The sequence below is a fragment of the Paraburkholderia sp. Cpub6 genome, assembly GCF_014201065.1.
Lineage (GTDB): Bacteria > Pseudomonadota > Gammaproteobacteria > Burkholderiales > Burkholderiaceae > Paraburkholderia > Paraburkholderia tuberum.
In genome coordinates this window covers 124181-149146 of sequence record NZ_JACHDM010000014.1, presented here as the reverse complement: position 1 = coordinate 149146, position 24966 = coordinate 124181, and the positions used below count along the sequence as shown (strand labels likewise).

The following is a 24966-nucleotide window of genomic DNA, read 5'->3' as shown; positions in this document are numbered from 1 at the left end:
CATCAGAACGATGGACAAAGGCCGCTACCTCAAACGGCGACCCACACCTGGCCGTTTTCGACGCGCGTGGCAAATGCGCTGACCGAATACGACGGCGTTTCGAGGCATTCGCCGGTGCGCAGATCGAAGTGATGCTTGTAGATCGGCGACGCGACCACGATGCGCTCGCCGAGGCTGCCGACGAGTCCGCGCGACAGCACCGCCGCGTGCGAACCCGGATCGAAGTTTTCGATCGCGTAGACCGTGGGCTCGGCCGGCGACTCGACTTCGCCGCCATCGACGTGAAACACGGCCACCTGTTCGCCATTGACGAGCGCGCAAACGCCGGTGTTCGGCACGATGTCGTCGAGTGCGCAGATCGCGGTCCAGGCGCGGGGCAAGCGTTCGTTCTTCATGACTGGGCTCCTTTTGAGTTAAGCGGGAATCGGATGCGGTCAAACCGTCTCGACGACAACGGGAATTTCGATGCGCTGCACCTGCCGCTCAGCGGGCGTTGCCGGCCGGATCTGTCCGCGCTCCTCGACGAACGCGACGTTGCTGTCGGACTCGCCGCTGTTGACGAAATGGCGGAAGCGCTTGCGCGTTTCGGGATCGGTAACGGCCTTTTTCCATTCGCACTCGTACGTGTCGACCACATGCTGCATCTCCACTTCGAGCTCGGTGGCGACGCCAAGGCGATCGTCGACGATCACGTCGATCAGATAGTCGAGCCCGCCTTCGAGGTTGTCGCGCCACACGCTGGTGCGTTGCAGTCGGTCGGCGGTGCGCACGTAGAACATCAGGAAGCGGTCGATATAGCGCACGAGCGTCGCCTTATCGAGGTCCGCGGCGAGCAGTTCCGCGTGCCGCGGCTTCATGCCGCCGTTGCCGCACACGTACAGATTCCAGCCCTTCTCGGTCGCGATCACGCCGACGTCCTTGCCCTGCGCTTCCGCGCATTCGCGGGTACAGCCCGACACGCCGAACTTGATCTTGTGCGGCGTGCGCAGGCCCTTGTAGCGATTCTCGAGTTCGACCGCGAGACCGACCGAATCGCCGACGCCATAGCGGCACCACGTCGAGCCGACGCACGACTTCACCGTACGCAGCGATTTGCCGTACGCGTGGCCCGATTCGAAGCCGGCCGCGATCAGCTCTTCCCAGATCGACGGCAATTGCTCGACGCGCGCGCCGAACAGATCGACACGCTGGCCGCCGGTGATCTTCGTGTAGAGGCCATATTTCTTCGCGACCTGCGCGACCGCGATCAGGCCGTCGGGCGTCACTTCGCCGCCCGGCATGCGCGGCACGACCGAATAGGTGCCGTCGCGCTGGATGTTCGCGAGGTAGTAGTCGTTGGTGTCCTGCAGCGACGCGTGCTCCTTCTTCAGCACGAATTCGTTCCAGCACGACGCGAGAATGCTCGCGACCGCCGGCTTGCAGATGTCGCAACCGAGCCCGCGGCCATGCTTCGCGAGCAGCGCGCCGAAACTGCGCACTCCCTCGACGCGCACGAGGTGATACAGCTCCTGGCGCGAATACGGGAAGTGCTCGCAGACGTGGTTGTTCACCGCGAGGCCCTGCTTCTTCATCTCGGCCTTCATCACCTGCGTGACGAGCGGCACGCAGCCGCCGCAGGAGGTGCCCGCGCCGGTCGCGCTCTTCAACGCGCCGATGTCGGTCGCGCCCGCGCACACGGCTGCGCACAGCTCGCCCTTCGACACGTTGTTGCACGAGCAGATCTGCGCGGCCGCGGGCAACGCCTCGACGCCGAGCGCCGGCTTCGCGCTGCCGTCCGCTTGCGGCAGGATCAGGAATTCGGGGGACGCTGGCAGCTCGATGCGGTTCAGCATCATCTGCAGCAGCGTGCCGTATTCGCTCGCGTCGCCGACCATCACGCCGCCGAGCAGATGCTTGCCGCAATCGGACACGACGAGCTTCTTGTAGATCTGCTTGCGTTCGTCGCTGAACTGGTAGGTGCGGCTGCCCGGCGTATTGCCGTGCGCGTCGCCGATGCTGGCGACGTCGACGCCCATCAGCTTGAGCTTCGTGCTCATGTCGGCGCCGGCGAATTCGGCCGGGTCGCCGAGCAACTGCTTCGCGACCACGCGCGCCATCTCATAGCCGGGCGCGACGAGCCCGAACAGCTGGCCGTGCCACAGCGCGCATTCGCCGATCGCATAGATGTGCGGATCGCTGGTGCGGCACGCGTCGTCGATGGCGATGCCGCCGCGCGCGCCGAGTTCGAGGCCGCATGCGCGCGCGAGATCGTCGCGCGGACGGATGCCGGCGGAGAACACGATCATGTCGGTGTCGAGATGGCTGCCGTCGGCGAACTGCATGCGGTGCGTGCCCGCTTCGCCGTCGACGATCGCCGTCGTGTTCTTCTGCGTGTGCACCGTGACGCCAAGCTCTTCGATCCGGCCGCGCAATACGCGGCCGCCGCCGTCGTCGACCTGCACCGCCATCAGGCGCGGCGCGAATTCGACCACGTGCGTTTGCAGACCCATGTCGCGCAGCGCCTTCGCGCATTCGAGACCGAGCAGGCCACCGCCCACGACCGTGCCCGTTTTCGACCGGGCGCCGCATTCGCGCATCGCTTCGAGATCGTCGATCGTTCGATAGACGAAGCAGTCGCCGCGCTCGCGGCCCGGCACCGGCGGCACGAACGGATAGGAGCCGGTCGCGAACACGAGGCGGTCGTACGGCAGCGTTTCGCCGGTCGCGACCGTCACCGTGCGCGCGTCGCGATCGACCGCGACCGCCCGCGCGTTCAGCTTCAGTTGCACGCCGTGGCGCTCGAAGAAGCCCGGCTCGACGAGCGACAGGTCATCGGCGGTCTTGCCCGAGAAGAACTCGGACAGATGCACGCGATCGTAGGCCGGTCGCGATTCTTCGCCCAGCACCGTGATGTCGAGATCGTGCGCGGCCCGTTGCGCCAGGCATTCGACCAGTTTGTGGCCGACCATCCCGTGACCGATAACGATGATTTTCATGAGCACGCTGTCCTCTGGTGTCTGGCGAAAGCGATTGCGGAAATAAAAACGGCGTCCCGCGAATCCGGCCGAGGGGCCGAATTCGGGGGACGCCGTTGTCCTGTTGGGTGCTACGGGCGCGTGCAGTTGTGCTGCAAGCGCGACGAACCCACGTTGGTCCGATGGCAACGCTTATCGCAAGGGTTGTGCCAATTTCGATAAATGCGCCCGAAAGCGTGGTGTGGCCGGGATTTGCGGCAAGTCGCGCGGCTTCGGACCGGATGCCGCGCGCGACGCGTTTTGAGGCGGCCAAGCACAGGGATGGTGCGACGCAGCACTGTCGACGTGCGAAACGAAGGCGCACGGGCGTGCGATCGCCGTCATGTTTTCCGCGTGAATCGCAATGTGTGGCAACGGCTTGCGCGCCTTGATCGGATCGATGGCGTGGTCCTTGCATTGCTCTTGCGTAACGTCATCGCGGCAACGTCGTCGCGACGCGCAGACTCAACCGTCGACAGGCAATGCAATGGACAACGGCGTCCCCTCGTGATCTTCACGGGCGGGCGCCGTTTTCGTTTCGGGCCAACGGAAACCAACGGCATAAGGACACCAACATGAACACCAACACCGGCAAGGTCACGCTGCTGAGTGCGGGCCCGGGCGACCTCGACTTGCTGACGCTGAAGTCCGTCAAGGCGCTCGCGGCCGCCGACGTCGTGCTGCTCGACGACCTCGCGAATCCCGACATCGTGACCCTCGCGCCGCAGGCGCGCGTGATTCGCGTCGGCAAACGCGGCGGCTGCCGCTCGACGCCGCAGGCGTTCATCGAGCGGCTGATGCGGCGTTATGCGCTGAAGGGTCTGCACGTGGTACGTGTCAAAGGCGGCGAAGCGCTGCTGTTCGGTCGCGCGGGCGAGGAACTCGCGGTGCTGCGCGATGCGGGCCTCGCGGTCGAGATCGTCAACGGCATCTCGTCGGGCTTCGCGGCCGCCGCGGGTCTCGGCATGTCGCTCACGCATCGGCGGCATTGCCACGGCGTGAGCTTCGTCACCGCGCACACCGAAGATCACGGCGAGCCGGACTGGGCCGCGCTCGCCGCGACGCGCACGACGCTCGCGATCTATATGGGCATGCGGCGCATCGACGGCATCGCCGCTGCGTTGCTCGCGCACCTGCCGGCCGAAACGCCGGCCGCAGTCGTGCAGTGGGCCGGCGGCGGCGGCGAGCGGCGCCTGTTGACGCGGCTCGATCGGCTCGCCGCCGATGCGCTCGGCGCGGGCTTCGGCAGTCCGGCGGTGATTCTGGTGGGCAATGCGGTTGGCGAGAGCGCCGAAGCGCCTTGCTGGGAACGCGAAGCTCGCGGCAGTCGAGATGGGCAAACACTACCCGCGTCGGCCATGGCGCGGGCAGCCTGATCGGCGCTCGAAGCGGGCCTCGCCCGCCTTTCATCCCATCAATCGCCGAACCCGAGCTCCGCGTCGACCTGCTGCCCGACGCGCAGCCAGGCCCCCGCCCCGCTCGCGACCAGCGCGTTGTTGCCGAACGTGACCGCACCGTCGAAGCGTTCGCTGACGCGATAACCGAGCATCGTGTCGGTCGGCTCGTTCGGCCAGTCGGGATCGGGCGCGCCGCGCGCCTGATCGATGGTCGGCATCGGACAGCGCGAGCAGAGCTTGACGAGCCGTAACTCGACCCGCGCGCTCGAGTCCGCATTCGCGCCGACGGCGAGCGTCTCGACATAGTCCTCTTCATAGGCATCGAGGCCGCTGAGCACGATATTGGGCCTGAAGCGATCGATTCCGATCGACGGTGCGCCTTTGCCGTTCAGGCGCGCGTTCAGATCGTCGAGCGAGGCCTGGCCGACCACCAGCAGCGGAAAGCCATCGGCAAAAAAGGTCGTGGCGCCCCCCGTGCTGTCCGTATAGTCCGGATCGACGACGCGTTCCCGCTCGGGATCGAAGCGCAGCAAGCGCGCGGGCAGACCGAGGAACTCCGTGAACCAGGCCGCCGTTTCTTCGCCGGTGTCGAGCCCGTAGGCCGCGTCGCGCCACACCGCGGTAGCGACCCTGGGTGCCGCGGCGAGCCGCGCGGCATCGAGCGGCGTGCGCAGCTCACGCATGTCCGGCGCGCTGACGATCAGATCCTCTGCGCCGAGTTCGACCTTGATCAGCGCCATGCGCGGATATGCGCGCTGCGTGAACATTGCGCCTTCGGGATCGACGATCATCCAGTTGCGGTCGTATTCGAGGCCCGTCGCCAACAGCCGCGCCTCGGTGAGCGCGATGCCCGCGCAGGATTTGATCGGATAGACGAACAGTTCGTTGATGGTAGGCATGGTTGCACGCGCGTCGGGAGCGCAGTTCCGGCGAAAATCGGGGGACTGAGAGTAGATCCGTATAGTACCGAAGTTAGCGTTGACGTGGACGTGCGAGCCGGCCCCTCTCATCGGGCTTTTTTAAGCTTGTTTTAAAAGTGGCGACCTAGAGTCGAATCACAGCAGCATGGAGAACGCATCGGACAGACGCGTTACTCCGACTCAACCGACTCAACTGCTCGTGTCGGGGGGCATGTGATGCGACGCGACAACCTCAAGTACTTCCTGATCGTGGAATGTCTGACCGTGGCGGTGTCCGCGGGCTGCATGGCGCAATCCCCTCCGAACAACGTAAGCTCTGGAGCGAATGTGCCGGCTGCCAGGCTTCCAGACCACGACACGGCGCCCGCGATAGTGACGGACTTCTCGCGCCTCGTCAGCGAAGAAGGCAAAGCAGTCGTCAATATCAGCGTGACAGCGGCTCAACCCGTCGCCACCTTCACTCCCCTCTGGCCGCCGGCCGGCAGCGAAGACGATCCTTTTACCCGGCAGTTCCAGCAGTTCGCCTACGCCCCTCCTGGCGCGGCAGGCCTGGCGTCGCAACGCAGCGGCTCTGGATTCATCATCGCCGCCGATGGTTACATTCTCACCGACTCCAACCTGATAACCAAAGCAACCCGAATCAGCGTGACGCTAAAGGACGGTCGCAAGTTCAAGGCCACGGTGGTCGGCGACGACCCAGCGAGCGGTATCGCGCTGCTCAAGATTCCCGCCACCAAACTGCCGACAGTCAAAATTGGCTCACCGTCCGCGAACAAGGCCGGTCAGTGGATCGTCTCGATCGGCTCCCCTTATGGACTGAACGACACGGTGACGGCAGGCATCATCAGCAACATGTCGCGGCCTTTGCCAGGCGAGTCGTATGTACCGCTTATCCAGACTGACGTGACCGAAAATGCGGGCGATGCAGGCAGCCCGGTGTTCAGTCTGAACGGCAACGTCATTGGGATCGAAATGCCTATCACGAAAGAGATCGGCGACGTTGAAGGAGCCGCGTTCGTGCTGCCGATCAATGAAGCGATGAAAGTTGCCCGACAGTTGCAACTGCACCACGAGGCGGAACACGGACGCCTCGGCATCACGATTCAGGATGTCAGCTGGCCGCTTGCGCAATCTTTCGGTCTGAACAGGCCGCAAGGGGCGCTCGTCAGCTCGGTCGACCCGCGCGGACCGGCTGCCAGGTCCGGTCTCAGACCAGGCGACGTCATCATGAAGATCAATTGCGTTGATATTCCAGATTCGACCCAGTTGCCCGTCACAGTAGCCGATCTCAAACCGGGCACATCCGTCCATCTCGTGTACTGGCGCGCTAACGCCACGCACGATACGACAGTCGCGCTTGGCAGTCTGAATGCCACTCCTGCCGAGACCCCGGCCATTGCGCAGGTCGCAGCTCCCGATAAGTTGACCGTGCGTGGTTTGACCGCACAGGAGCGACACGACGCAGGTGTCGAAGGTGGTGTCCTGGTCGAAAAAAGCACGGGGGCCGGCGCGCTCGCCGGCATCGAACCGGGAGACATCATCCTGATGGTCGACAGCACTCACGTATCAAGTCCCGCCCAGTTCCGGCGGAAAGCGGCGAACAGCGGTAACGCGGTCGCGCTATTGGTCCAACGCGACGGACAGCGCATGTTCGTCACCATCGACATGGGCTAGGGTCTGTTTATATATGTAAATAGGCCCTGGCAGCGCAGTGGCGGCGCGTACGTCATCGCCACACTTTACGAGGAGCTCGAAATGAACCAGCACGCAATCGTCAAAGTTGGCTTGACGGCACTCGCACTGAGTGCAAGCGTCCAATACGCGTTCGCGGCAACTCAGCCTTTACCCGCGGTACAGCACGAGGGTGAGGTTACGTTCCTGAGCGGCGGGATCGGCCTTGACCAATCCACCGCTATCAAGGAGGTCATGCCAAGGTATCCACTCACGCTCGAGTTTGCGGGCAAGGCGGCTAGCGGCAACGAGTACCTTGCGAATATCCCGGTGACGCTATCCGACATGCACGGCAATACGATATTGCAGACCACCGCAAAGGGTCCTTTCCTGTTGGCGTCGCTGCCTCACGGCCGGTATAGCGTGAGCGCCACATATAACGGCAAGACGGAGAGCAGGGACGTGAATATCGCTCCGTCGTCGCATGTGCATGAAGTGTTCCTGTGGTCGATGTAGACCGGCGTTTCGCCTTTCTGGCCGCACGCGATCCGATTCGCCGGCTTTCCGGCTCGCGACGACCGCGGCGGTGCATTCGGTAACCGGTACTCGTGAAAAGTCGCGATGGGCAACCGAACCGACTCGGAGCTTGCCATGAAAAACGGTTCCAGGGAGCCTCTCGACGAAAGCCGCCGCAGATGGCTCATCGCCACATCGGCCGTCGGCGCCATAGGAGGCGTGGCGGTCGTCGTTCCTTTTGTCGACTCGTTTGCGCCGCCAGCGAGTGCGAGGGCAGCCGGGGCGCCAGTCAGCGCCGACATCGGCAGACTCGAGCCTGGCAGCATGATGACCGTGGCGTGGCGCGGCAAGCCGATTTTCATCGTCAACAGAACCAACGAGATGCTGGCGGCCGTGCTCAAGGCCAACCCGATGGTCGCCGACCCGCATACCGCGCATCCGTTCTCGATACCGCTGCCGGCCTACTGCAACAACGAATACCGGTCGCGCCCGGATCATCGCAACATACTCGTTGTGATCGGCGTGTGCACCCATCTCGGCTGCACCCCGCTGCCCCGCTTCCAGCCCGGGCCGCAACCCAGTCTGCCCGACGACTGGCCCGGGGGCTTTCTGTGCCCTTGTCACGGCTCGACTTACGACCTGGCCGGTCGAGTGTTCAAAGACAAACCCGCGCCCCAGAATCTGGATGTGCCGCGTTACATGTTTGCGTCGTCGACGAGCATCGTTACCGGACAGGATGAAAAAGGCGAGGAGGCATAGCCGCGGCATACGGTCGAGGACGCGGGAAGTTCCTGCTAGGGTCACGCAATACCAGCCCGCCTCGCTACCGCTACATCGATCCGTGGCGGCCGGTCGAGCGCGCGGTGTCGCGCGGGTCGCCTATCACCTACCGAGATCGAGATCACCAATTGATGCGCGAAGCCGCGAAACCCAAGGCGCTGAGCGCGAAACTGCCTGCGCCGAAAGAAGTGCGCGACTTAAAGTGCTCCTCGGCGGCCATCAGGCTTTCGCCGTTCGCCTCGCTCGACAGGTTCGCCGAAGAAGAGCCCGAGGGTGGCTCGGCGCGGTCCGCATACCATCGCGCCATGGGACACGCAACGGCCGCCGCGCACGAGCCGCTCGACAACCTCATCCCGGCCCAGGGACCCGATGAATCCGGCGGCATCAAGTCCTCCGCAATCCGATCGCCCACCGTTGCATTCACGCTACCGCAAATGAACGCCGCCGACAGGCCTGCGGCGGCACCGGCGAGGGCGAGCCTGCGTTCGAGATCGAACCCGCGGATTGCCCGAAAGCGCGCTGGATAGAAGTGCCGCAGATTAAACATCAGCGCTGCGCCGACGTGGATGGTCGGGCCTTCGCGGCCGATGGTGAAGCCGCCGACGATCGACAGAAAAGACACCACGATCTTGCCGATCAGGATCCTGATGCTCAAAAGCCGCGGCGCAAGTCCGCCGCGATCATGCAGCGTGGCGATGACCTGAGGAATGCCGCTGCCTTTCGCGCCGGGAATGAACCGCCTCTTGATCCATACGCTGGCCGTGCCGATAGCCGGCGTGAGCAGGAAAGGCAGCCACCAGCGGACGGCGGTAATGCGCCGAAATATGTCATGACCTGCGTCAATAAAGTGCGAATACAGAACTGCGACCAGACCCGTGGCCACCGCGCCCAGCCAGAAAATCCCATAGTGGAACCACAGCCGCCGAGCGTGTTGCAGCGTTCTTCTGTCAAGGAATCGAAAGAAAGCGGCGAACGGATTCACCATCACGTATGGGTCAATTTAAAAAAAAAGCCCAGCCGTTAAGCTGGGCGGAGGGGATCGCCTTCTATCGCCTGAAGACGAGTGGACGTTCTCTCGGACCCTATGCAACAACCAGCAATATCGCCGTACCGTGTTCCGCACCACTCGCCGCTAGGATAGGCATGTTGTGACATAAATTCAAGTGAATCCTGCATTCTTCGATAAAACGTCAATCGGGGCAGTTCCTCCGACCATATCTGCACGTCCAGCATCTCGTCGAATTCGACCGGCTCGCCCCGGTACATGCAGCAGAACCCGCGCTCGGTGCGATAGACGATCACCCAGATTGCGTCGGGCGAACGGTCAGGCACCTGCCACAAGGCGTCCCCGCACAGTGGAGAGAACGGGCGATCATCATCGCGCCGACACGGGGAAAGCCTTTAAGCCTGCTTTAATCGCCACTGCATAGATTGAAAGCGTACCAGGCCTGTCGTACCTTCAACGAGCCAACGATCGATCCGCCACTGCCGACGCGGAGCAAGGCTGATCGCTGCAATGTCCCACTGATCGAAGCTGACAGACAGTTGACTGGCACTCTACTGGTTCTCTCGTACAAGGAGGACACACCATGCGTACGCTGCCTGCACTATGCGCTGGAATATGTTTGGGCTTCGCCCACCTTGCCATCGCGCACCCGACCTCGGACGTCGCCCCGAAAACTGGCTGCAAGGATTTCTCCGCGATCGCCATTCATCAACGCCCCCCGCTCGCTGACTGGGTCGCACCGCCGAGCCGTCATCGTGTGGTCCGGACTGACAGCGCGATCATAGTCAATGCTGCTGCCCCGGTTGGCCTCATTGTCGGCGAGTGCGGGAAACCGACCTGAACAGGTCGAACGCAGATCGAACGTTTCTTCGGGCGTATCAGCCAGTTTCGGCTGCCTTCCACTGGTTTCGACTGGTTCGTGGGCGGCTAACCGGTGTTCGCGTCGCCCATGCGCGGGTCTGGATCACTCGTGAAAGCGTGAACCGGGCCTGGTCCGCTTGCCGCTGTCATCCAACGATGAACCGAAGCCGTCGCCCCCGCTACGGCTCGCGGCGCGACCATTGTCTGGCCGCAATGAAGGCTTCGAAAACCAGCTCATCTGCTGGTCTACCTCGTTATTTCTGAACCAGGCCGCGCTTGTGGACCGCCCGGCGCGTGGCGTTGCGGCGGCACTGTCGAGCGCACGGGCAGAGCCGCCTGGCGAGGCCGCCGTTTCGCGCTGCCTCGCGCCGAAGTAAAATCGTCGAATCAGGCGCGCGCCGGAGAGCCGCAAGAAGCTTGCAACGCAGCCCCGAGGATCTCCTGAAGCGCCGCATCGCCGGTTACCGAAAGAAGCTGTAGAAGCCACCTTCCCATCACCGAGACAGGAAATTCATTATGTTGACCAAACCCATGTTGACCGTCGCCGAGACGACCCGCATTGTCGATGCCGCCCGCGCGGAAGCCGAGAAAAACAAATGGCCTGTCGCGATCGTCGTCGCGGACGACGGCGGCCATCCGCTCGCGGTGCTGCGTCTCGACGGCGCGGCGCCCTCCACCTCGTATATCGCGACCGAAAAAGCGCGCACCGCGGCGCTCGGCCGGCGCGAAACCAAGGTCTATGAAGACATGATCAACAACGGCCGCACCGCGTTCCTCAGCGCACCGCTGCAGGGCACGCTCGAAGGCGGGGTGCCGGTGATCGTCGACGGCCACGTGGTCGGCGCGGTCGGCGTGTCGGGCGTCAAGTCGGAGCAGGATGCGCAGATCGCGAAAGCCGGCATTCAGGCGCTCGGCGTGTAAAGCGCCGAGCGCCAAAGCAATCCCGAGACACAACGCGGACCGATGCCCCCTCGTCGGTCCCATAACAGATGGAGCAGTCGATGACTCAGATGAACCCGCGCGGCGGACTGCAGGTCGCCGCCAACCTCGACCAGTTCGTTGAATCCGAAGCCCTGCCCGGCACCGGAATCGACAGCGCCGCCTTCTGGTCGGGATTCGACGCCCTCGTGCACGAGCTGGCGCCCAAAAATCGGGCGTTGCTCGCCGAGCGCGACCGCCTGCAAAGCGAACTCGACAACTGGCATCGGGCCAATCCCGGCCCGGTGCGGGATCCGCGCGCGTATCGTGCCTTTCTCGAAGGCATCGGCTACATCGTGCCCGTGCCCGCCAGCGTCCAAGCCACGACCGACCACGTGGACAGCGAAATCTCCGGACAGGCCGGCCCGCAACTCGTCGTGCCACTGTCGAACCAGCGCTACGCGCTGAACGCCGCAAACGCGCGCTGGGGTAGCCTGTACGACGCGCTGTACGGCACCGACGCGATCCCCGAATCGGACGGCGCGGAAAAGCAGAAGGGCTTCAACCCGGTGCGCGGCGCAGCCGTGATCGCGTACGCGCGCAAGTTCCTCGATCAGGCCGCGCCGCTCGCGAACGGCTCGCACGCGGACGCAACGCGCTATAGCGTCGAGAATGGCCGGCTGGTCGTCGCGCTGAAGAGCGGCACCACGGCGCTGAAGACACCTGCTCAGTTGGTCGGCTATCAGGGCGACGCGAGCACGCCGTCGGCGGTGCTGCTCAAGCACAACGGCCTGCACGTCGAGATCCAGATCGATGCGAACGATTCGATCGGCAAGACCGATGCCGCCCATGTGAAGGACATCGTCGTCGAAGCGGCCGTCACGACGATCATCGATTGCGAGGACTCGGTCGCGGCCGTCGATGCCGACGACAAGGTGCAGCTCTATCGCAACTGGCTCGGCCTCATGAACGGCGACCTGACCGAACAGGTCACGAAGAACGGCAAGACCTTCACGCGCCGGCTCAATGCCGATCGCGAATACGTCGGCGCCGACGGCAAGTCGCAGGTCAAGCTGCATGGCCGCTCGCTGCTGTTCATCCGCAACGTCGGCCATCTGATGACGAACCCGGCCATATTGACGAAAGACGGCCACGAGATTCCGGAAGGCATTCTCGACGCGGTGATCACGACGCTGTGCGCGCTGCGCGACCGCCAGAACAAGCTGAACTCGCGCACCGGCTCGATCTATATCGTGAAGCCGAAGATGCACGGACCGGCCGAAGTCGCGTTCGCGAGCGAACTGTTCGCGCGCGTCGAAGACCTGCTGAAGCTGCCGCGCAACACGATCAAGATGGGCATCATGGACGAGGAGCGCCGCACCAGCGTGAATCTGCTCGCCTGTATCGCCGAAGCGTCGGCGCGCGTCGCGTTCATCAACACGGGCTTCCTCGATCGCACCGGCGACGAGATGCACTCGGCGATGGAAGCCGGCCCGATGATGCGCAAGGGCGACATGAAGTCGAGCAAGTGGATCACGTCGTACGAGCGCAGCAACGTGCTGGTCGGTTTGAGCGCCGGCTTGCGCGGCCGCTCGCAGATCGGCAAGGGCATGTGGGCGATGCCCGACCTGATGCACGCAATGCTGGAGCAGAAGATCGGCCATCCGAAGGCCGGCGCGAACACCGCGTGGGTGCCCTCGCCGAGCGCGGCGACGCTGCACGCGCTGCACTATCACCAGGTCGACGTACAGGCGGTCCAGCAGGAACTCGAACGCACCGACTATGCGACGGTGCGCGACGAACTGCTCGACGGCCTGCTGACGATTCCGGTCGTCGAACAGGCGCAATGGAGCGACGACGAAATCCGCGCCGAGGTCGACAACAACGCGCAGGGCATTCTCGGCTATGTGGTGCGCTGGATCGACCAGGGCGTCGGCTGCTCGAAAGTGCCGGACATTCACAACGTCGGCCTGATGGAAGACCGCGCGACGCTGCGTATTTCGAGCCAGCACATCGCCAACTGGCTGTATCACGGTGTGATCAAGCGCGAGCTCGTCGAGGAGACGTTCAAGCGCATGGCCAAGGTGGTGGATGCGCAAAACGCCGGTGATCCGCTCTACCAGCCGATGGCGCCCGGCTTCGACACGATCGCGTTCAAGGCCGCGCAGGCGCTCGTCTTCGAGGGGCGCCAGCAGCCGAGCGGATATACCGAGCCGTTGCTGCACAAGTTCCGGCTCGAGGTGAAGAAGCAGGGTTGAGGCCGTCCGGCCGAAACGACGACGGGCGCCGTGCAATGCGGCGCCCGTTTTTCCTTCCAGGTGGTGTCACTTCACGCGGCTTCTGCCGTCAATTGCGCCGCCTCGCCACCTGACGCTTCGTTCTTCATATAGGCTTGCAGATATGCCTCGAATTCAGCCTTCACCTCGGGATGGCGCAGTGCGAATTCGACGGTCGCCTTCAGATAGCCGAGCTTGCTGCCGCAATCGAAGCGCGTGCCGAAGTAGCGATACGCTAGCACCTGCTCCTCGGTCAGCAACGACTGCACCGCGTCGGTCAGTTGCAGCTCGCCGCCCGCGCCCGGCTTCAGCGCGCGGATATGCTTGAAGATCGTCGGCATCAGCACGTAGCGGCCCACCACGCCGAGATTCGACGGCGCCTCGTCCGGCGCTGGCTTCTCGACGATGCCCGAGAGCTTGATCACGTTGTCTTCCCACTCGCGGCCGTCGACGACGCCGTACGAGCGGCTGTCCTCGCGCGCGATCGTTTCGACGCCGATCACCGAGCTGTGATAGTGGTTGAAGGTATCGACGAGCTGGCTCATCACGGGCTTCGCGCTATGCAGCAGGTCGTCGGCGAGAATCACCGCGAACGGGCTGTCGCCCACCAGTTTTTCGGCGCATAGCACCGCATGGCCGAGACCGAGTGCTTCGGCCTGGCGCACGTAAAAGCAGTCGACGTTGGCCGGCTTGATGCTGCGCACGAGGTCGAGCAGCTTCTGCTTGTTGCGCGCTTCGAGTTCGGACTCGATCTCATAGGATTTATCGAAGTGATCTTCGATCGCGCGCTTGCTGCGGCCCGTCACGAAGATCATCTCGGTGATGCCGGCGTCGATCGCTTCTTCGACCGCGTACTGGATCAGCGGCTTGTCGACGATCGGCAACATTTCCTTCGGACTTGCTTTGGTAGCCGGCAGGAATCGTGTCCCGAGGCCCGCTACGGGAAACACGGCTTTGGTGACTTTCAGCATGGTAGGCATTCCCACATCGGTTAGAAATTGGTGTGTTCGCGGACCTGGCGGCCAATCAATGCCGGCGCAAGACTAGCAGAAAAACTGCGAGGTTCACGGAAGCGGTCTTTCTCCGATTTAATTCGGATAATTCACGCATTAATCGCAATGCGATATTGTGAAAAATTGAGGAAATTATTACGTATCTATTGCCAGTTGGTGATCGAGCAAATCCGAAAGTCTTACCTTTCGGACGACCCCTGGCACGGGTCGCCTGGCGACCCGAGGACCGGCTTCGGCAGCACGTCATTCCTGTTCGTCGACCGGTGGCAGCTTGCCTGGGTTCATCCGGTAACGACGGATCGGCTCGTTGCGCAAGGCATCGCGGTAGGCGGAGGCGGCCACCAGGATCAGCAGGACGGCCACGCCGGCCAGTAAATGCAGGTTCATGACTTCACCTCGGGGTCAGAAAATCCTTGCTTTAAATTAGCACGACAAAAGCGATAAATAATTCGACACCCCATAGGTCGACGCGCAATTACAATTCGTCACAAAATCGATGTCGGATTCAATGCGAAATGGAATTTTTTAATCATTTTTCAGGATTGCGGTGCTCTAGGATGGATGCGTCGCGGGTGCGCAAGACGCCCGCTCGAAGGCCTGTTCCGCGTCAATTTTTTCTCTTTTCCGCTTCAGATAAGGACCGCGTATGAGCGACCCAGCACTGGATGCCGCCGGCTCATCCCTGCCCCTCTCCCCGCTGCCGCGCCCGGAGAAAAACCCGGCCGCGGCGCATGCGCGCAGCGACGCGCGTGTCGATAGCGCCAGCAAGGAGCACGCGATCGACGCGATGCGAGGCTTCGCCGCGCTGCTGGTCGCCTACTTTCATTGCCGCCAGATCGTGTGGGTCGGCATGCAGGCGTTTCATCAGAACGTCGGACATTCATTGAGTCCCAGTAGTCTCGCCGCGTATCTGACGTTTCCGATCGCATGGGGCTCGGCCGGTGTGCCGATGTTCTTCGTCATCAGCGGCTACTGCATCCATCGCGGCGGCGCGCTGCGGCTCGCGGGCAATCCCGCTTACCGGCTCGATGCAGGCAACTTCTGGCTGCGGCGCTTCGCGCGCATCTACCCGGTGCTGCTCGCGGCGCTCGTACTGACCTTCGCGCTCGATTCGTTGAGCCTGCAATTGCCGCCCGTCAGTCACAAGATTCGCGACATCGGCTGGCATCCGTTTCTGGTCAACCTGTTTTCGCTGCAGGGTGTGGCGGGTAAAACGTATGGCTCGAACGGCGCGCTGTGGACGCTGTCGCTCGAAGTGCAGTTCTATGCGATTTATCCGCTGCTGTTCGCGCTGCGCAGACGCATCGGCATGAACGCCGTGCTCGCGCTCGTCGGCGCGATCAACGTTGCGTCCGCGTACGGGTTGGAGCGCCACGATCTGCAGTTCTTCACGTCGTACTGGTTCTCCTGGACGCTCGGTGCGTGGATCGCCGACGCCAAAGCGCGCAGCGTGCGAGCGGCGCGTGCGCCGGCATCGCTGTACGTGCTCGCGGCGGTATTGATCGCGGCAGGCTGCGTCGCGTTTCACTTCGGCCAGTACGGCGCGTTCCAGATCTGGGCGCTCGGCTTCGCGTGCTATCTGTACAAGACACTCGATGCGCGCAAGGACCCGCAACGCGAAGCGAGCGGCGTGCTCGCGCTGCTTCGCGCAGGGTCGCACGCGCTGTCGCGCCTGCTGTCCCGCGTCGGCGACTTCAGCTTCTCGCTGTATCTGATCCATCTGCCGATCTTCGTACTGCTGTCGGCGTGGCTGTTTCGTTCGTCGCTGCAGATGTCGATCTGGCCGTCGTTCGGCTATATGCTGGTCGCGGTGCCGTTCGCCTATGTGTTTTATCGGCTCGTTGAGTTGCCTGCGATGAAGTGGTCGGCGAGTTTTAAGCCTGGAAGGCGCTAGCAGAACCAGAGCATCGGGTCATCTCACCGTATTCATGGCGGCATGGCCAGACGGAAAATCAATCGCGGCTTGAGCGCGTTTTGAACACATCCCTAACGGCTTTGTGCTTACCGGCATCGAGTTCATCGGCGATGTCGCCTTTGCCCAGTCGTGGTGGTGCCGCGTGCCTGCGTGACCTGTCTATGAACAGGCCCCGCTTCGGCGGAGCCCTGTTCTTGTACTTATGGGTTGATAACCTTGCTGCGCGGCGTCACCCTTGGATCGTCGCACATCCACGCGCAGCTACCGTTACAAATCGGCTTGAACTCTACGAAGACCTGACGATAACTAAGTGTGCCATCAGGACGCTTCACTACCATTTCATCCGTGAAAGTATGCTTCTCGATCAGAATGTTTTCACTTCTGATACCAAGCTGCTGCAAATACACCTTGACGCTTCTAGCCCGGTCTTCTTTCAGCCGATCCAGATTGCGTTCTACAGTATATGCGCCGGCCATGATAACCGCCTGAATCTGGACGTCGGGCCATTTTTTCGCCTCAATGACAGCATCCGTAATTGCGAGCCTGTTTGCATTGGTCAGCGCAGTTGTATTGAATGGCAATTCAATCTCTGCTTCTTCCCCGATGGTACATGCGCCAGCCGATCCATAAGAACAAGCCGAAATGGCAAGCGCTACGATCACAACACTGCCCCTCACTTTCAGCTTCTTACTCATCTGATATTTCGCCCATCGAATGTTGCAATATAGCCGGTTATGTTGTCGGCATTTCTGATTGCGAGGTCAGGATGATTTTTCGCAAAGTACTTCGCTCCTGACTCGGTATCTGCATATACCTCATCGATCGAATTAAAAGTATTTGTATAATGGGTGCACTCGTGAATCAACGTCTTGATCTTGCACTCGTGAAACAACTCGCCATATGAGATATTGCAAAACTTCGAGTAGATAGCGATAACGCGCTTTTGTGAATCGGGTTTGCACACTGCGGCGTGATTGTCGCCGCTATCTAGCGCGACTGTGCATGTAAGGCTCCTGTTCAGTTCGCTATCCCATCGAACAATCTTTTCTGGTACAAGCTCCTGCATCGCAGCGAGCAGGCGCGGCAGACCAGCAGCCAAAGTGCTTCGAATTTCTTCATCTGCACGAGCGAAATAAATTTCGGCACGGTCCCGCTCTTTTGCGTCCCAACGTGCCACTGCTGCAATGCGCTCCTTAATCAACGAAACGCCAGCATCGCGTGCCCGCATGACCTCCTTTCTGAATTCCTTGTTGCTCACGTTTGGACAGATAGGCGTCGTATTGATTATGACATTGGATATTGACCCGGGAGTTGTATTGGTAATGGCAGTGCCGACCTCGGTCCACTCTTCATTCTCGTCGGTCTTGAGATATTGGCTGTTTTTGTTAAAGAAGTCGTTTGTCGTCTGTTCTCCCATAATAAAAGACTTACCTGCTGTCCGCCGCTATGACCCGGCAACATCGATAAAAACCTGCTTTGCGTTACCTGTTGAAACACGCTGGGTGCGCCCCTGGGCATCCGTGATACCTTTCGCGAGGACCCTCGAACCGACGCGTATCCGATAACGCACCCGCGCTTGTCGCTTGCCAGTGGAGTCTCTTAGCTCGAACTGCTCATTGAACCGTTTGGCGGCACGCTCGCGACAATCGCACGCCCATGCGTAACCCAGGGCTTCGGCCATGTCGTAACCGTTTGAATACGACTTCAGCCTATCGAACGGAAACCATTCGCCGGTTTCGGCGTTCAGCGCCATTGCGGACGGCATTGGCGGGAAGTTTGAGTAGATTGAATGGGTGATACGGCAGAGCTGGCACTCTTCCTTGACGCCGGTTTCATCCTGTTTCTGCTGTTCCATTTGACCTCTGCTGATCTTCCAGAAAAAACACCCAGCGAATTAATCATCTAAACGGGTCACGGTCAAGGACTTTAATTTGAGATAAAACCGTTTTGACATATATTTACAACGACTCCGGAAATCTCATGTTCATGCGCATCTTTCCCGTATCGTGACTCGACAAAGAAAGCGGCTCAATACCGCATTTTTGTTGGCTTTCGCCTTCGGGGGCCATAGGCTCCAGCAAGAACTATTGTCAATGTTTGTCAAAACCGTCCTATTTCGAATTAAATCTTGACCGCAATCCGTTTAGATGATCAATTTGTCCGGTGCTTCCTGACAGTTCAGAAAACGGCCAATCGAGCCTCAGAAACGTGAAGGTACCGGAACGCCTGTGGCGAGCCGGGAGACTTGGCGGCTTTACCGGATCACATATTCGATTTCTCACCACTTCCAGGCACGAACATGGGGCTGCATGACCCGAATAACAAAAAACAGGCTTGAACATCTGATCAGGTCTGATACAGACAACTAACGGCCGCTGACCCACCACCCGCACAGCACGAAAAAAAAACGGAGCGAAAGTCGTTCGAGACTTTCGCTCCGCTACGCCAAGCAAGGACTGGCCAAGCCCTCGTCTATCCTCGCGTAAAAATCACCTCGTCACCGCGCTGCCACGCCGGTCAGAATCTGCGCAACCCCATCCACATAGCTGCGCGTGCCGAAGCGCTCCTGCGCGGTCCGATAGCCGTTCCTGACCAGTTTGTCGCGCAAGTCGCCGTTCGAGCGCAATTCGGCGAGCGTATCGGCGAGCGCATGCGCGTCGCCCGGCGTACACAGCACGCCGTTCTCGTAGTCGTCGATGATTTCGAGCACGCCGCCTGCGCGCGACGCCACGACCGGCCGCTGCGCGAGCATCCCCTCGACGATCACGCGACCGAACGGCTCCGGAGTGATCGACGTATGCACAACCGCATCGACCGCGCACATGCAGGACGGAATATCGTGCTGGAAGCCGAGAAAATGCACGCGCTCGCCAAGCTTGTGCGCGGCGACGAAGGCGCGTAGTTCGCTCTCGTACTGGTCCTCGCCGAACAGCGCCGCGCCGACCAGCACTGCATGCATCTGCGGATTGAGCACCATCGCTTCGAGCAGCACATGCTGCCCCTTCCAACGGGCAAGCCGGCTGAACGAGCCGACGAGAAACGCGTCGTGCGGCAGATTCAGGCGCTCGCGCAGCACCGCTTGCGGCACCGTGCGCAATGCGTCGAACGGTTCCGCGGCGATCCCGTTGAACACGACGTCGATGCGCTTGCTGTCGAATCGCGTGAGCTTCGCAAACGCCTGCGCCGACGCAGCCGAATTGGCGATCACATGCGTGAGGCCGAGCCGCGCGCACCACTTGATGATCGCAAGCTGCTTGCCGCCGAAATGCTCTGCGCTGACGATGTCGCGCAAATGCCAGACCACCGGCCGTCTCGCGAGCTTGCCGGCCACGGCGCCGATCACCATCGCACGCTGCGTGTTCGCGTAGATCACATCCACCTTGCGCGCGCGTTTCGCGGTGGCACGCACGAGTGAGATGAGTCCCTTCAACGCCTGACCTTTCGGCATCGAACCGCCCTGCTTGCGCACATTTTTGAGCGCGCCGGCATCGAGTACAGTGACCTCGACGCCGGTTTTCGCCAGTGCGGTGTTGAACGGCCCGTCGTCGAACAGCACGACCTCGATGCGCGAGCGCAGCGCCTTGACGATTTCGAGCAGCGACAGTTCGGCGCCGCCGAGCACGCCGCTCTGATCGACGGCAAGAATGCGCGGCACGTTCGCGGCGCCCTGCACGGCCGGCCGATACGGCGTATAGGCCGGCAGCGTCGCCGTGCGCAACGCGGGCACCGCCGCGCGTACCTGCGAGAAAAAGCGCTCGCGGAAATGCGCGGCCGAAAACTGCTCGGCGTTGCCGCGGCAATTCTCCGGCAGGAACCGGTCCCGAAGCTCGTCGAAACGATTCACGGCAGCGATGATCGAGTCGGTATCCTGTTCATCGAAGAACATGCCGGTCGGCTTCGGCTCCGACAGATCGCGCACCGTTTCGAGCGCCCCGCCCTTGCCGTACGCGATCACCGGCGTGCCGCAAGCCTGCGCCTCGACCACCGAAATGCCGAAGTCCTCTTCGGCCGCGAACACGAATGCCTTCGCGCGGCTCATGCGGTCCTTCAGCACCTCGAACGGTTGATAGCCCATGATCTCGACGTTCGGCCCCGCCTTCGCGCGAATCTTCGCCATGTCGGGTCCGTCGCCGATCACGACGAGCTTGCGCTCGGGCATCCGCGCGAACGCCTCGACGATCAGATCGATTTTCTTGTACGGCACCATGCGCGACGCGGTCAGATAAAAGTCTTCCTTCTCCGTGCACAGCGTGAACGCCTCGACATCGACCGGCGGGAAGATCACTTGCGCGTCGCGCTGATACACCTTCTTGATGCGTCGCGCGATGAACGCCGAGTTCGCGACGAAGCCGTCGACCGAGTTGGACGTGCGGATATCCCAGTTGCGCATGTAATGCAGAATCAGCCGCGCCAGCGCCGACTTCGGGCCGTTGGTCAGCTTCGACTGCTGCAGATACTGATGCTGCAAATCCCACGCATAGCGGATCGGCGAATGCACGTAACTGATATGCACCTGATCGGGACCGGTCAGAATGCCCTTGGCGACCGCGTGACTGCTCGAGATCACGACGTCGTACGCCGACACGTCGAGCTGCTCGATCGCGAGCGGCATCAGCGGCAGATACGAGCGGTACTTGCTGCGCGCGAGCGGCAACTTCTGGATGAACGACGTCGTCACCGGCTTGCCGCGCAGGAAGCTGCGATCGTCGAGAAAGTCCACGAGGCTGAACAGGTCCGCATCGGGAAAGCACGCGATGATCTGCTCGAGCACTTTCTCCGCGCCCGCGTAGGTGACGAGCCAGTCGTGCACGATCGCGATGCGCACGCTTTTGCTCGCGCGCGGTGCGGTACGGCGCGGTGCCGGCTGGATGCCGGGCACGCTCGTCAGTTCGTCGAGCGCGCTGCGCGTCGCGGGCCTCAACAGGTTTTTTTCAAGGACGTCATGATTCATGCGCTTTTCCTCGGATTCAGTCGCAATAGCAGTGAACGCGCAAGATTGCGCAAGGCGGGCGTCATCGTGATCGACCACGCGACGTTCGCGCCGACCATCAGCACACCGGCGGCGATCGCGAGCGCGAGGCTCGGCAGGAAGCTGGCGAGCCACAGGCTGGCGAGCAGGAAGGCGAGATGGGCGAGCATGTCGAGCACGATCTGGCGCGCGCGGATCGCGGCGAAACGCAGCAGCACCGCGTAGTCGAACAGCGCGCGGGCAGCGACCGCGACCGCCGCGCCCGTCAGCCCGAAATGGGTGATACCGAGCCACAACGCGCCGGCGAAAAGCGGCAACTCGACGAGGCCGATGCGCGCGGCGGTGGCTGGATTGACCTGCGACTGAATCAGGATGCGCGTCACGTTCGCCTGGCCGACGAGCCACACGGCGACGATCATAATGCGGCCCACGGGCGCCGCGACCGTCGCGATCTCGTTGCCGACCCACAGATGCAGGAACGGTTCGAGCACCAGCATCGCGATGAGCGCGACCGGCGTGAACACGCCGTTCAGAAATTCGAGCGATTGCTGCGTGATCGTGTCGGCGTCGGCGCGGCCGACTGCGGAAAGCCGCGGAAACAGCGTGCGTACCAGCGCGGTCGGCACGATGTTCAGACGCGTGACGAGGTTCTGCGGCACCGTGTAGTAGGTGACGAAACGCGCGCCGAGCCGTGAACCGAGCATTACGCGATCGAGCGAATCGGCGACCATCGTCGTCACGCTCGCGATCAGCATCCAGCCGCCGAAGTTGAACAGCCCCTTTGCGACGCCGAGCCGCGGCGGCTGAATGCTGCGTATTTCAAGCACTTTCAGCGCGTAGCGGCCGAGCAGCAACGCCGCGAGAATCCGCGCGACGACTGCCGCGGCGAGTACGTTCTGCAAAGTCGCGCCGAGCCACCACGCGGCACCGAGCGGCAGCAGCTGGAACAGGAACGTGCCGATCGTCTGGTTCGTGTTGTAGACGCCGAAGCGTTCCGCGCCATTGATCGCGCCCGCGAACACCCACGACACGTTCGCGATCGGGATCGCGACCGCGAGCCACGGCAGCGCCATATAGACTTCGTGCTGCAACTCGGGCGATACCTTCGTGAAATACGCGGTGTACAGGAACGCGCCGAAGTAGATGATCAGACCGCCCACCACGCCGGTCGTCAGATTGAGCCACGTCGCGCTCCAGAACACGCGCGCGCTTTCCTGCTGATCGCCCGACGCGCGCGCCTTCGAAATATGGTTCTGCGCGGCCATGCTCATGCCGAGATCGAGAATCCCGAAGTAGCCGATCAGCGTCCACACGAGACTGATCACACCGTAGCGCTCCACGCCGAGCAGCCGGATATACGACGGCACGGTCACGAGCGATACGAACGTCGGCAGCACGAGCCCGAAAAAGTTGATCGCTACGTTCCTGAGAATGCCTTTGTCCATCGAATCCCTTCGGTTTTGCGGTTAGATTGCGTGCGGGGTTGTGTCAGCGAGGCCAACGCACCTCAAGGCTTCCAGCGATACATCAGCACCTTGCCGCGCGCGTCTTCCTCGACGAAGACGAGGTACTCGCCATCGCTGCGCTTCGTCGCGCTGATACCGTTCGGCACGTCGACCCAACCCGACGCGCGGCCCACTTCGGGGCCCGGCCGGATCACGCCGAGTTCCTTGCCGCTGTCCTTGTCCCACACGTGCACCGCGCCGACCGGCTCGACGCCGAACACGTATTGCCCCTCGACCGTGACGCCGATGATCGTCGCGATGGGCTTGCTCTGCGTCTGCCACGGCAGCGTGATCGCGTAGCGCTGCACCGGCTTGCCGCTCGACCACTTGTCGTAGCGCACCAGCACGCGCCCCACTTCCTTCCAGAAGCCCTGCGCGGTCGGCATATCGGCCGTATAGCCGCTCACGTACATCGTGTCGGTATCCGATTCATAGATCGCGCGATGCAGTTCGCTGAACGGTGCCGGCACCGGGTACTGCGTCAGGTTCGAGTACGAGTAGACCGGGTTGCCCTTCGCATCGAGTCCGCCGAAACGGAAGCGATAGATGCCCTTCGTATCCCGGGTACGCCAGATGTCGCCGGCCATATCGACCCACCAGCCCCAGCCGCCGGCGAGCTTCGTGCCGCTCGTGTTCAGCGCGTATTCGTCGCGATCGAAGCGCCCGTCGCCATTCGTGTCGCGCCAGATCCAGTCACCGCCCGGCGGCGCATTCGGCACCTTCGCGACCGCGCGCTCGCGACCTGCGATAAATCCCGAGGGAATCGCGGTCTCGCCGTCATGCTGCGGATCGAAGCGATAGATCTTCAGATGATCCGCATACATATCGGTCAGATAGAGGAACGTGTGCCCCTTCAACCGCCGCGCGATCGGCAGACCCGGATACTGGTCGGTATGGAACACCGGATCGTCCGGGTACTTGAACCGATTCGACAGGAACCCCGCGTATTTCCAGTCCTGTCCAGACGGCTTCGACAAATCGAGTTCGAAGCGCTTGTTGCCGGTATAGACGCTGTCGGGCCGGGCCGGATCGATCCACGCGCCGTCGACGAACAGCAGCCCCTCGACCTGCCAGTTGCGCTTGCCGTTCGGCGCATAACTTTCGAGCGTCGCGCCGAGGCCCGCGCCGATCGGCTCGTAACGCGGACCGATGCCATTGGTCGACACGTACACGTTGCCGCGCGCATCGACACCTACGCCGGTCAACCCATTGAATCGCAACGGTCCGGGCTTGCCCGCGACGCCGCTGAAAATGCCGCCGCGCTCGCCGAGCGTGCCCGACTCCGTGTAGCGGCCGTCGCGCTTCGTGAAGAACAGCACCTGCTGGCGCGGACCGTTATCGGCGATCAGGAGGCGGCCTTGCGCATCGACGGCGAGGCCGACCGCGACCGTATCGGCCGGCAGCGTGATGGTCTCGTCGATGCGCTGACCGGTCGCCGTGTAATGCTCGATACCCGGCGCGCGATCGCCGCGCGTGCCGCTGAGCACCCATAGCGTGCCGTCGGGCGCGAGCGCGATGCGTCCAGGCTCGTGCACGTTCCACGTCGCTTTCTGCTGCATCGATTCGGCATCGTAGACTTCGATGCGATTGCGCGCGGTATTGGCCGCGAACAGCGTCGTGTCGTTCGCGGCGAGCCCGCCGATTTCGGCGTTCGTGCCGGTCGGCACTTCGTTCATCATCAGAAAGCCGGCCGCGAGCTGCGCGTGCGGGTCCGCGTTTTTAGCCGCGGGCTGAAACGGTGCCACGCGCTTCGGCTCGTCGATCAGGCGCCGCGAGATACCAAACCATTGCTTACCCTTGTCCGGCCACACGCCCGGCTCGACCAGATGCCCCTTCTCATTGCCGACCGCTATCGCGACAAACGCATATTTGCGGTTGACCGCGATCGCATTGCCGCCGGCGTTGCCCCAGCCATGCGTGCCGCCCGCGAAGCCGAGCATCTTGCCGTCCTGATAGACGCTCGCTTCGGCGCCGCTTTCGTCCCACGGCGCGTTCGTATAGACCTTGCCGTCGGGCGTGACCGCGATCGCGGTGATATTGATCTGCGTCCATGTGCCATCGCCAAAGCCGAAGCTGTTGCCGATCCATGAGGTCTTCGCGTTCAAAGCGGTTTCGGCGCGAGCCGGCAGACTGGCCGATGCGGCGACGACGCCGCCAGCGCAGGCTGTCAGGGCAAACCAGCTTTTGAACGTGATACGGCGCAAGGCGGAACCTCCAGTCGATGTC

The 24966-nt window shown here is 62.4% G+C and carries 18 protein-coding genes and 1 pseudogene; 7 read left to right on the top strand and 12 right to left on the bottom strand.

The window, feature by feature from the left end; translation table 11 throughout:
- Positions 1–29 precede the first annotated feature (29 nt).
- Both nirD and nirB read right to left on the bottom strand, forming a co-directional pair.
- Positions 30–395, bottom strand: coding sequence for a nitrite reductase small subunit NirD (gene nirD, locus HDG33_RS22820; protein ID WP_184033675.1), 366 nt, complete (start codon positions 393–395; stop codon positions 30–32).
- Positions 396–434: 39 nt separating this feature from the next.
- The gene (gene nirB / locus HDG33_RS22815) at positions 435–2975 is read right to left on the bottom strand and encodes a nitrite reductase large subunit NirB (RefSeq protein ID WP_184033672.1); all 2541 of its coding nucleotides are present in this window, start codon (positions 2973–2975) and stop codon (positions 435–437) included.
- Between the two features lie 593 nt (positions 2976–3568).
- On the opposite strand from nirB, the gene cobA reads away from it, so the two are divergent.
- Positions 3569–4369 (top strand): uroporphyrinogen-III C-methyltransferase, encoded by an 801-nt coding sequence (gene cobA / locus HDG33_RS22810; RefSeq protein WP_184033669.1) that lies wholly within the window; start codon positions 3569–3571, stop codon positions 4367–4369.
- Positions 4370–4407: 38 nt separating this feature from the next.
- Here cobA and HDG33_RS22805 read toward each other — a convergent pair whose 3' ends face one another.
- A complete protein-coding gene (locus HDG33_RS22805) occupies positions 4408–5289 on the bottom strand; it encodes an MOSC domain-containing protein (RefSeq protein WP_184033666.1) in 882 nt (293 codons plus the stop codon).
- A 237-nt stretch (positions 5290–5526) separates the two neighbouring features.
- On the opposite strand from HDG33_RS22805, the gene HDG33_RS22800 reads away from it, so the two are divergent.
- The 3 genes from HDG33_RS22800 (at position 5527) to petA (ending at position 8256) form a co-directional block, all read left to right on the top strand.
- Positions 5527–6984: a PDZ domain-containing protein gene (locus HDG33_RS22800; RefSeq protein WP_260330567.1), complete on the top strand. Its 1458-nt coding sequence runs from the start codon at positions 5527–5529 to the stop codon at positions 6982–6984.
- A gap of 81 nt (positions 6985–7065) precedes the next feature.
- Positions 7066–7497: a carboxypeptidase regulatory-like domain-containing protein gene (locus HDG33_RS22795; RefSeq protein ID WP_184033663.1), complete on the top strand. Its 432-nt coding sequence runs from the start codon at positions 7066–7068 to the stop codon at positions 7495–7497.
- 135 nt (positions 7498–7632) lie between these two features.
- On the top strand, positions 7633–8256 hold the full coding sequence (gene petA, locus HDG33_RS22790; protein ID WP_184033660.1) for a ubiquinol-cytochrome c reductase iron-sulfur subunit: 624 nt from the start codon (positions 7633–7635) through the stop codon (positions 8254–8256).
- A 457-nt stretch (positions 8257–8713) separates the two neighbouring features.
- Here petA and HDG33_RS37555 read toward each other — a convergent pair.
- Positions 8714–9262 (bottom strand): annotated as a pseudogene (locus HDG33_RS37555) (chloride channel protein); the annotation flags it as partial.
- A gap of 1398 nt (positions 9263–10660) precedes the next feature.
- On the opposite strand from HDG33_RS37555, the gene HDG33_RS22780 reads away from it, so the two are divergent.
- Complete coding sequence (locus HDG33_RS22780; RefSeq protein ID WP_184033654.1) at positions 10661–11065, top strand: heme-binding protein; 405 nt, start codon at positions 10661–10663, stop codon at positions 11063–11065.
- 80 nt (positions 11066–11145) lie between these two features.
- The gene (locus HDG33_RS22775) at positions 11146–13320 is read left to right on the top strand and encodes a malate synthase G (RefSeq protein WP_184033651.1); all 2175 of its coding nucleotides are present in this window, start codon (positions 11146–11148) and stop codon (positions 13318–13320) included.
- A gap of 71 nt (positions 13321–13391) precedes the next feature.
- Here the strand turns inward: HDG33_RS22775 and galU are convergent, their stop codons facing one another.
- Positions 13392–14309 (bottom strand): UTP--glucose-1-phosphate uridylyltransferase GalU, encoded by a 918-nt coding sequence (galU, locus tag HDG33_RS22770; protein WP_184033648.1) that lies wholly within the window; start codon positions 14307–14309, stop codon positions 13392–13394.
- Positions 14310–14594: 285 nt separating this feature from the next.
- Positions 14595–14738, bottom strand: coding sequence for a hypothetical protein (locus tag HDG33_RS22765; protein WP_008921966.1), 144 nt, complete (start codon positions 14736–14738; stop codon positions 14595–14597).
- Positions 14739–14997: 259 nt separating this feature from the next.
- On the opposite strand from HDG33_RS22765, the gene HDG33_RS22760 reads away from it, so the two are divergent.
- Positions 14998–16245: an acyltransferase gene (locus HDG33_RS22760; protein WP_184033645.1), complete on the top strand. Its 1248-nt coding sequence runs from the start codon at positions 14998–15000 to the stop codon at positions 16243–16245.
- Positions 16246–16466: 221 nt separating this feature from the next.
- Here the strand turns inward: HDG33_RS22760 and HDG33_RS22755 are convergent, their stop codons facing one another.
- The 6 genes from HDG33_RS22755 to HDG33_RS22730 all read right to left on the bottom strand — a co-directional run bounded on the left by HDG33_RS22755 (position 16467) and on the right by HDG33_RS22730 (position 24944).
- A complete protein-coding gene (locus HDG33_RS22755; RefSeq protein ID WP_184033642.1) occupies positions 16467–16961 on the bottom strand; it encodes a hypothetical protein in 495 nt (164 codons plus the stop codon).
- Positions 16958–17683 carry a M35 family metallo-endopeptidase gene (locus HDG33_RS22750; protein WP_184033639.1) on the bottom strand — a complete coding sequence of 242 codons (726 nt, stop codon included), beginning with the start codon at positions 17681–17683 and terminating at the stop codon, positions 16958–16960. The genes HDG33_RS22755 and HDG33_RS22750 overlap by 4 nt, the downstream gene beginning before the upstream one ends.
- A 27-nt stretch (positions 17684–17710) precedes the next feature.
- Positions 17711–18121 carry a hypothetical protein gene (locus HDG33_RS22745; RefSeq protein ID WP_184033636.1) on the bottom strand — a complete coding sequence of 137 codons (411 nt, stop codon included), beginning with the start codon at positions 18119–18121 and terminating at the stop codon, positions 17711–17713.
- Positions 18122–18763: 642 nt separating this feature from the next.
- Positions 18764–21217, bottom strand: a complete 2454-nt coding sequence (locus HDG33_RS22740; protein WP_184033633.1) for a glycosyltransferase family 4 protein — start codon at positions 21215–21217, stop codon at positions 18764–18766.
- Positions 21214–22680, bottom strand: a complete 1467-nt coding sequence (locus HDG33_RS22735; RefSeq protein WP_184033630.1) for a flippase — start codon at positions 22678–22680, stop codon at positions 21214–21216. The genes HDG33_RS22740 and HDG33_RS22735 overlap by 4 nt, the downstream gene beginning before the upstream one ends.
- A 62-nt stretch (positions 22681–22742) precedes the next feature.
- Positions 22743–24944, bottom strand: a complete 2202-nt coding sequence (locus tag HDG33_RS22730; RefSeq protein WP_184033627.1) for a hypothetical protein — start codon at positions 24942–24944, stop codon at positions 22743–22745.
- Between the last annotated feature and the right edge of the window lie 22 nt (positions 24945–24966).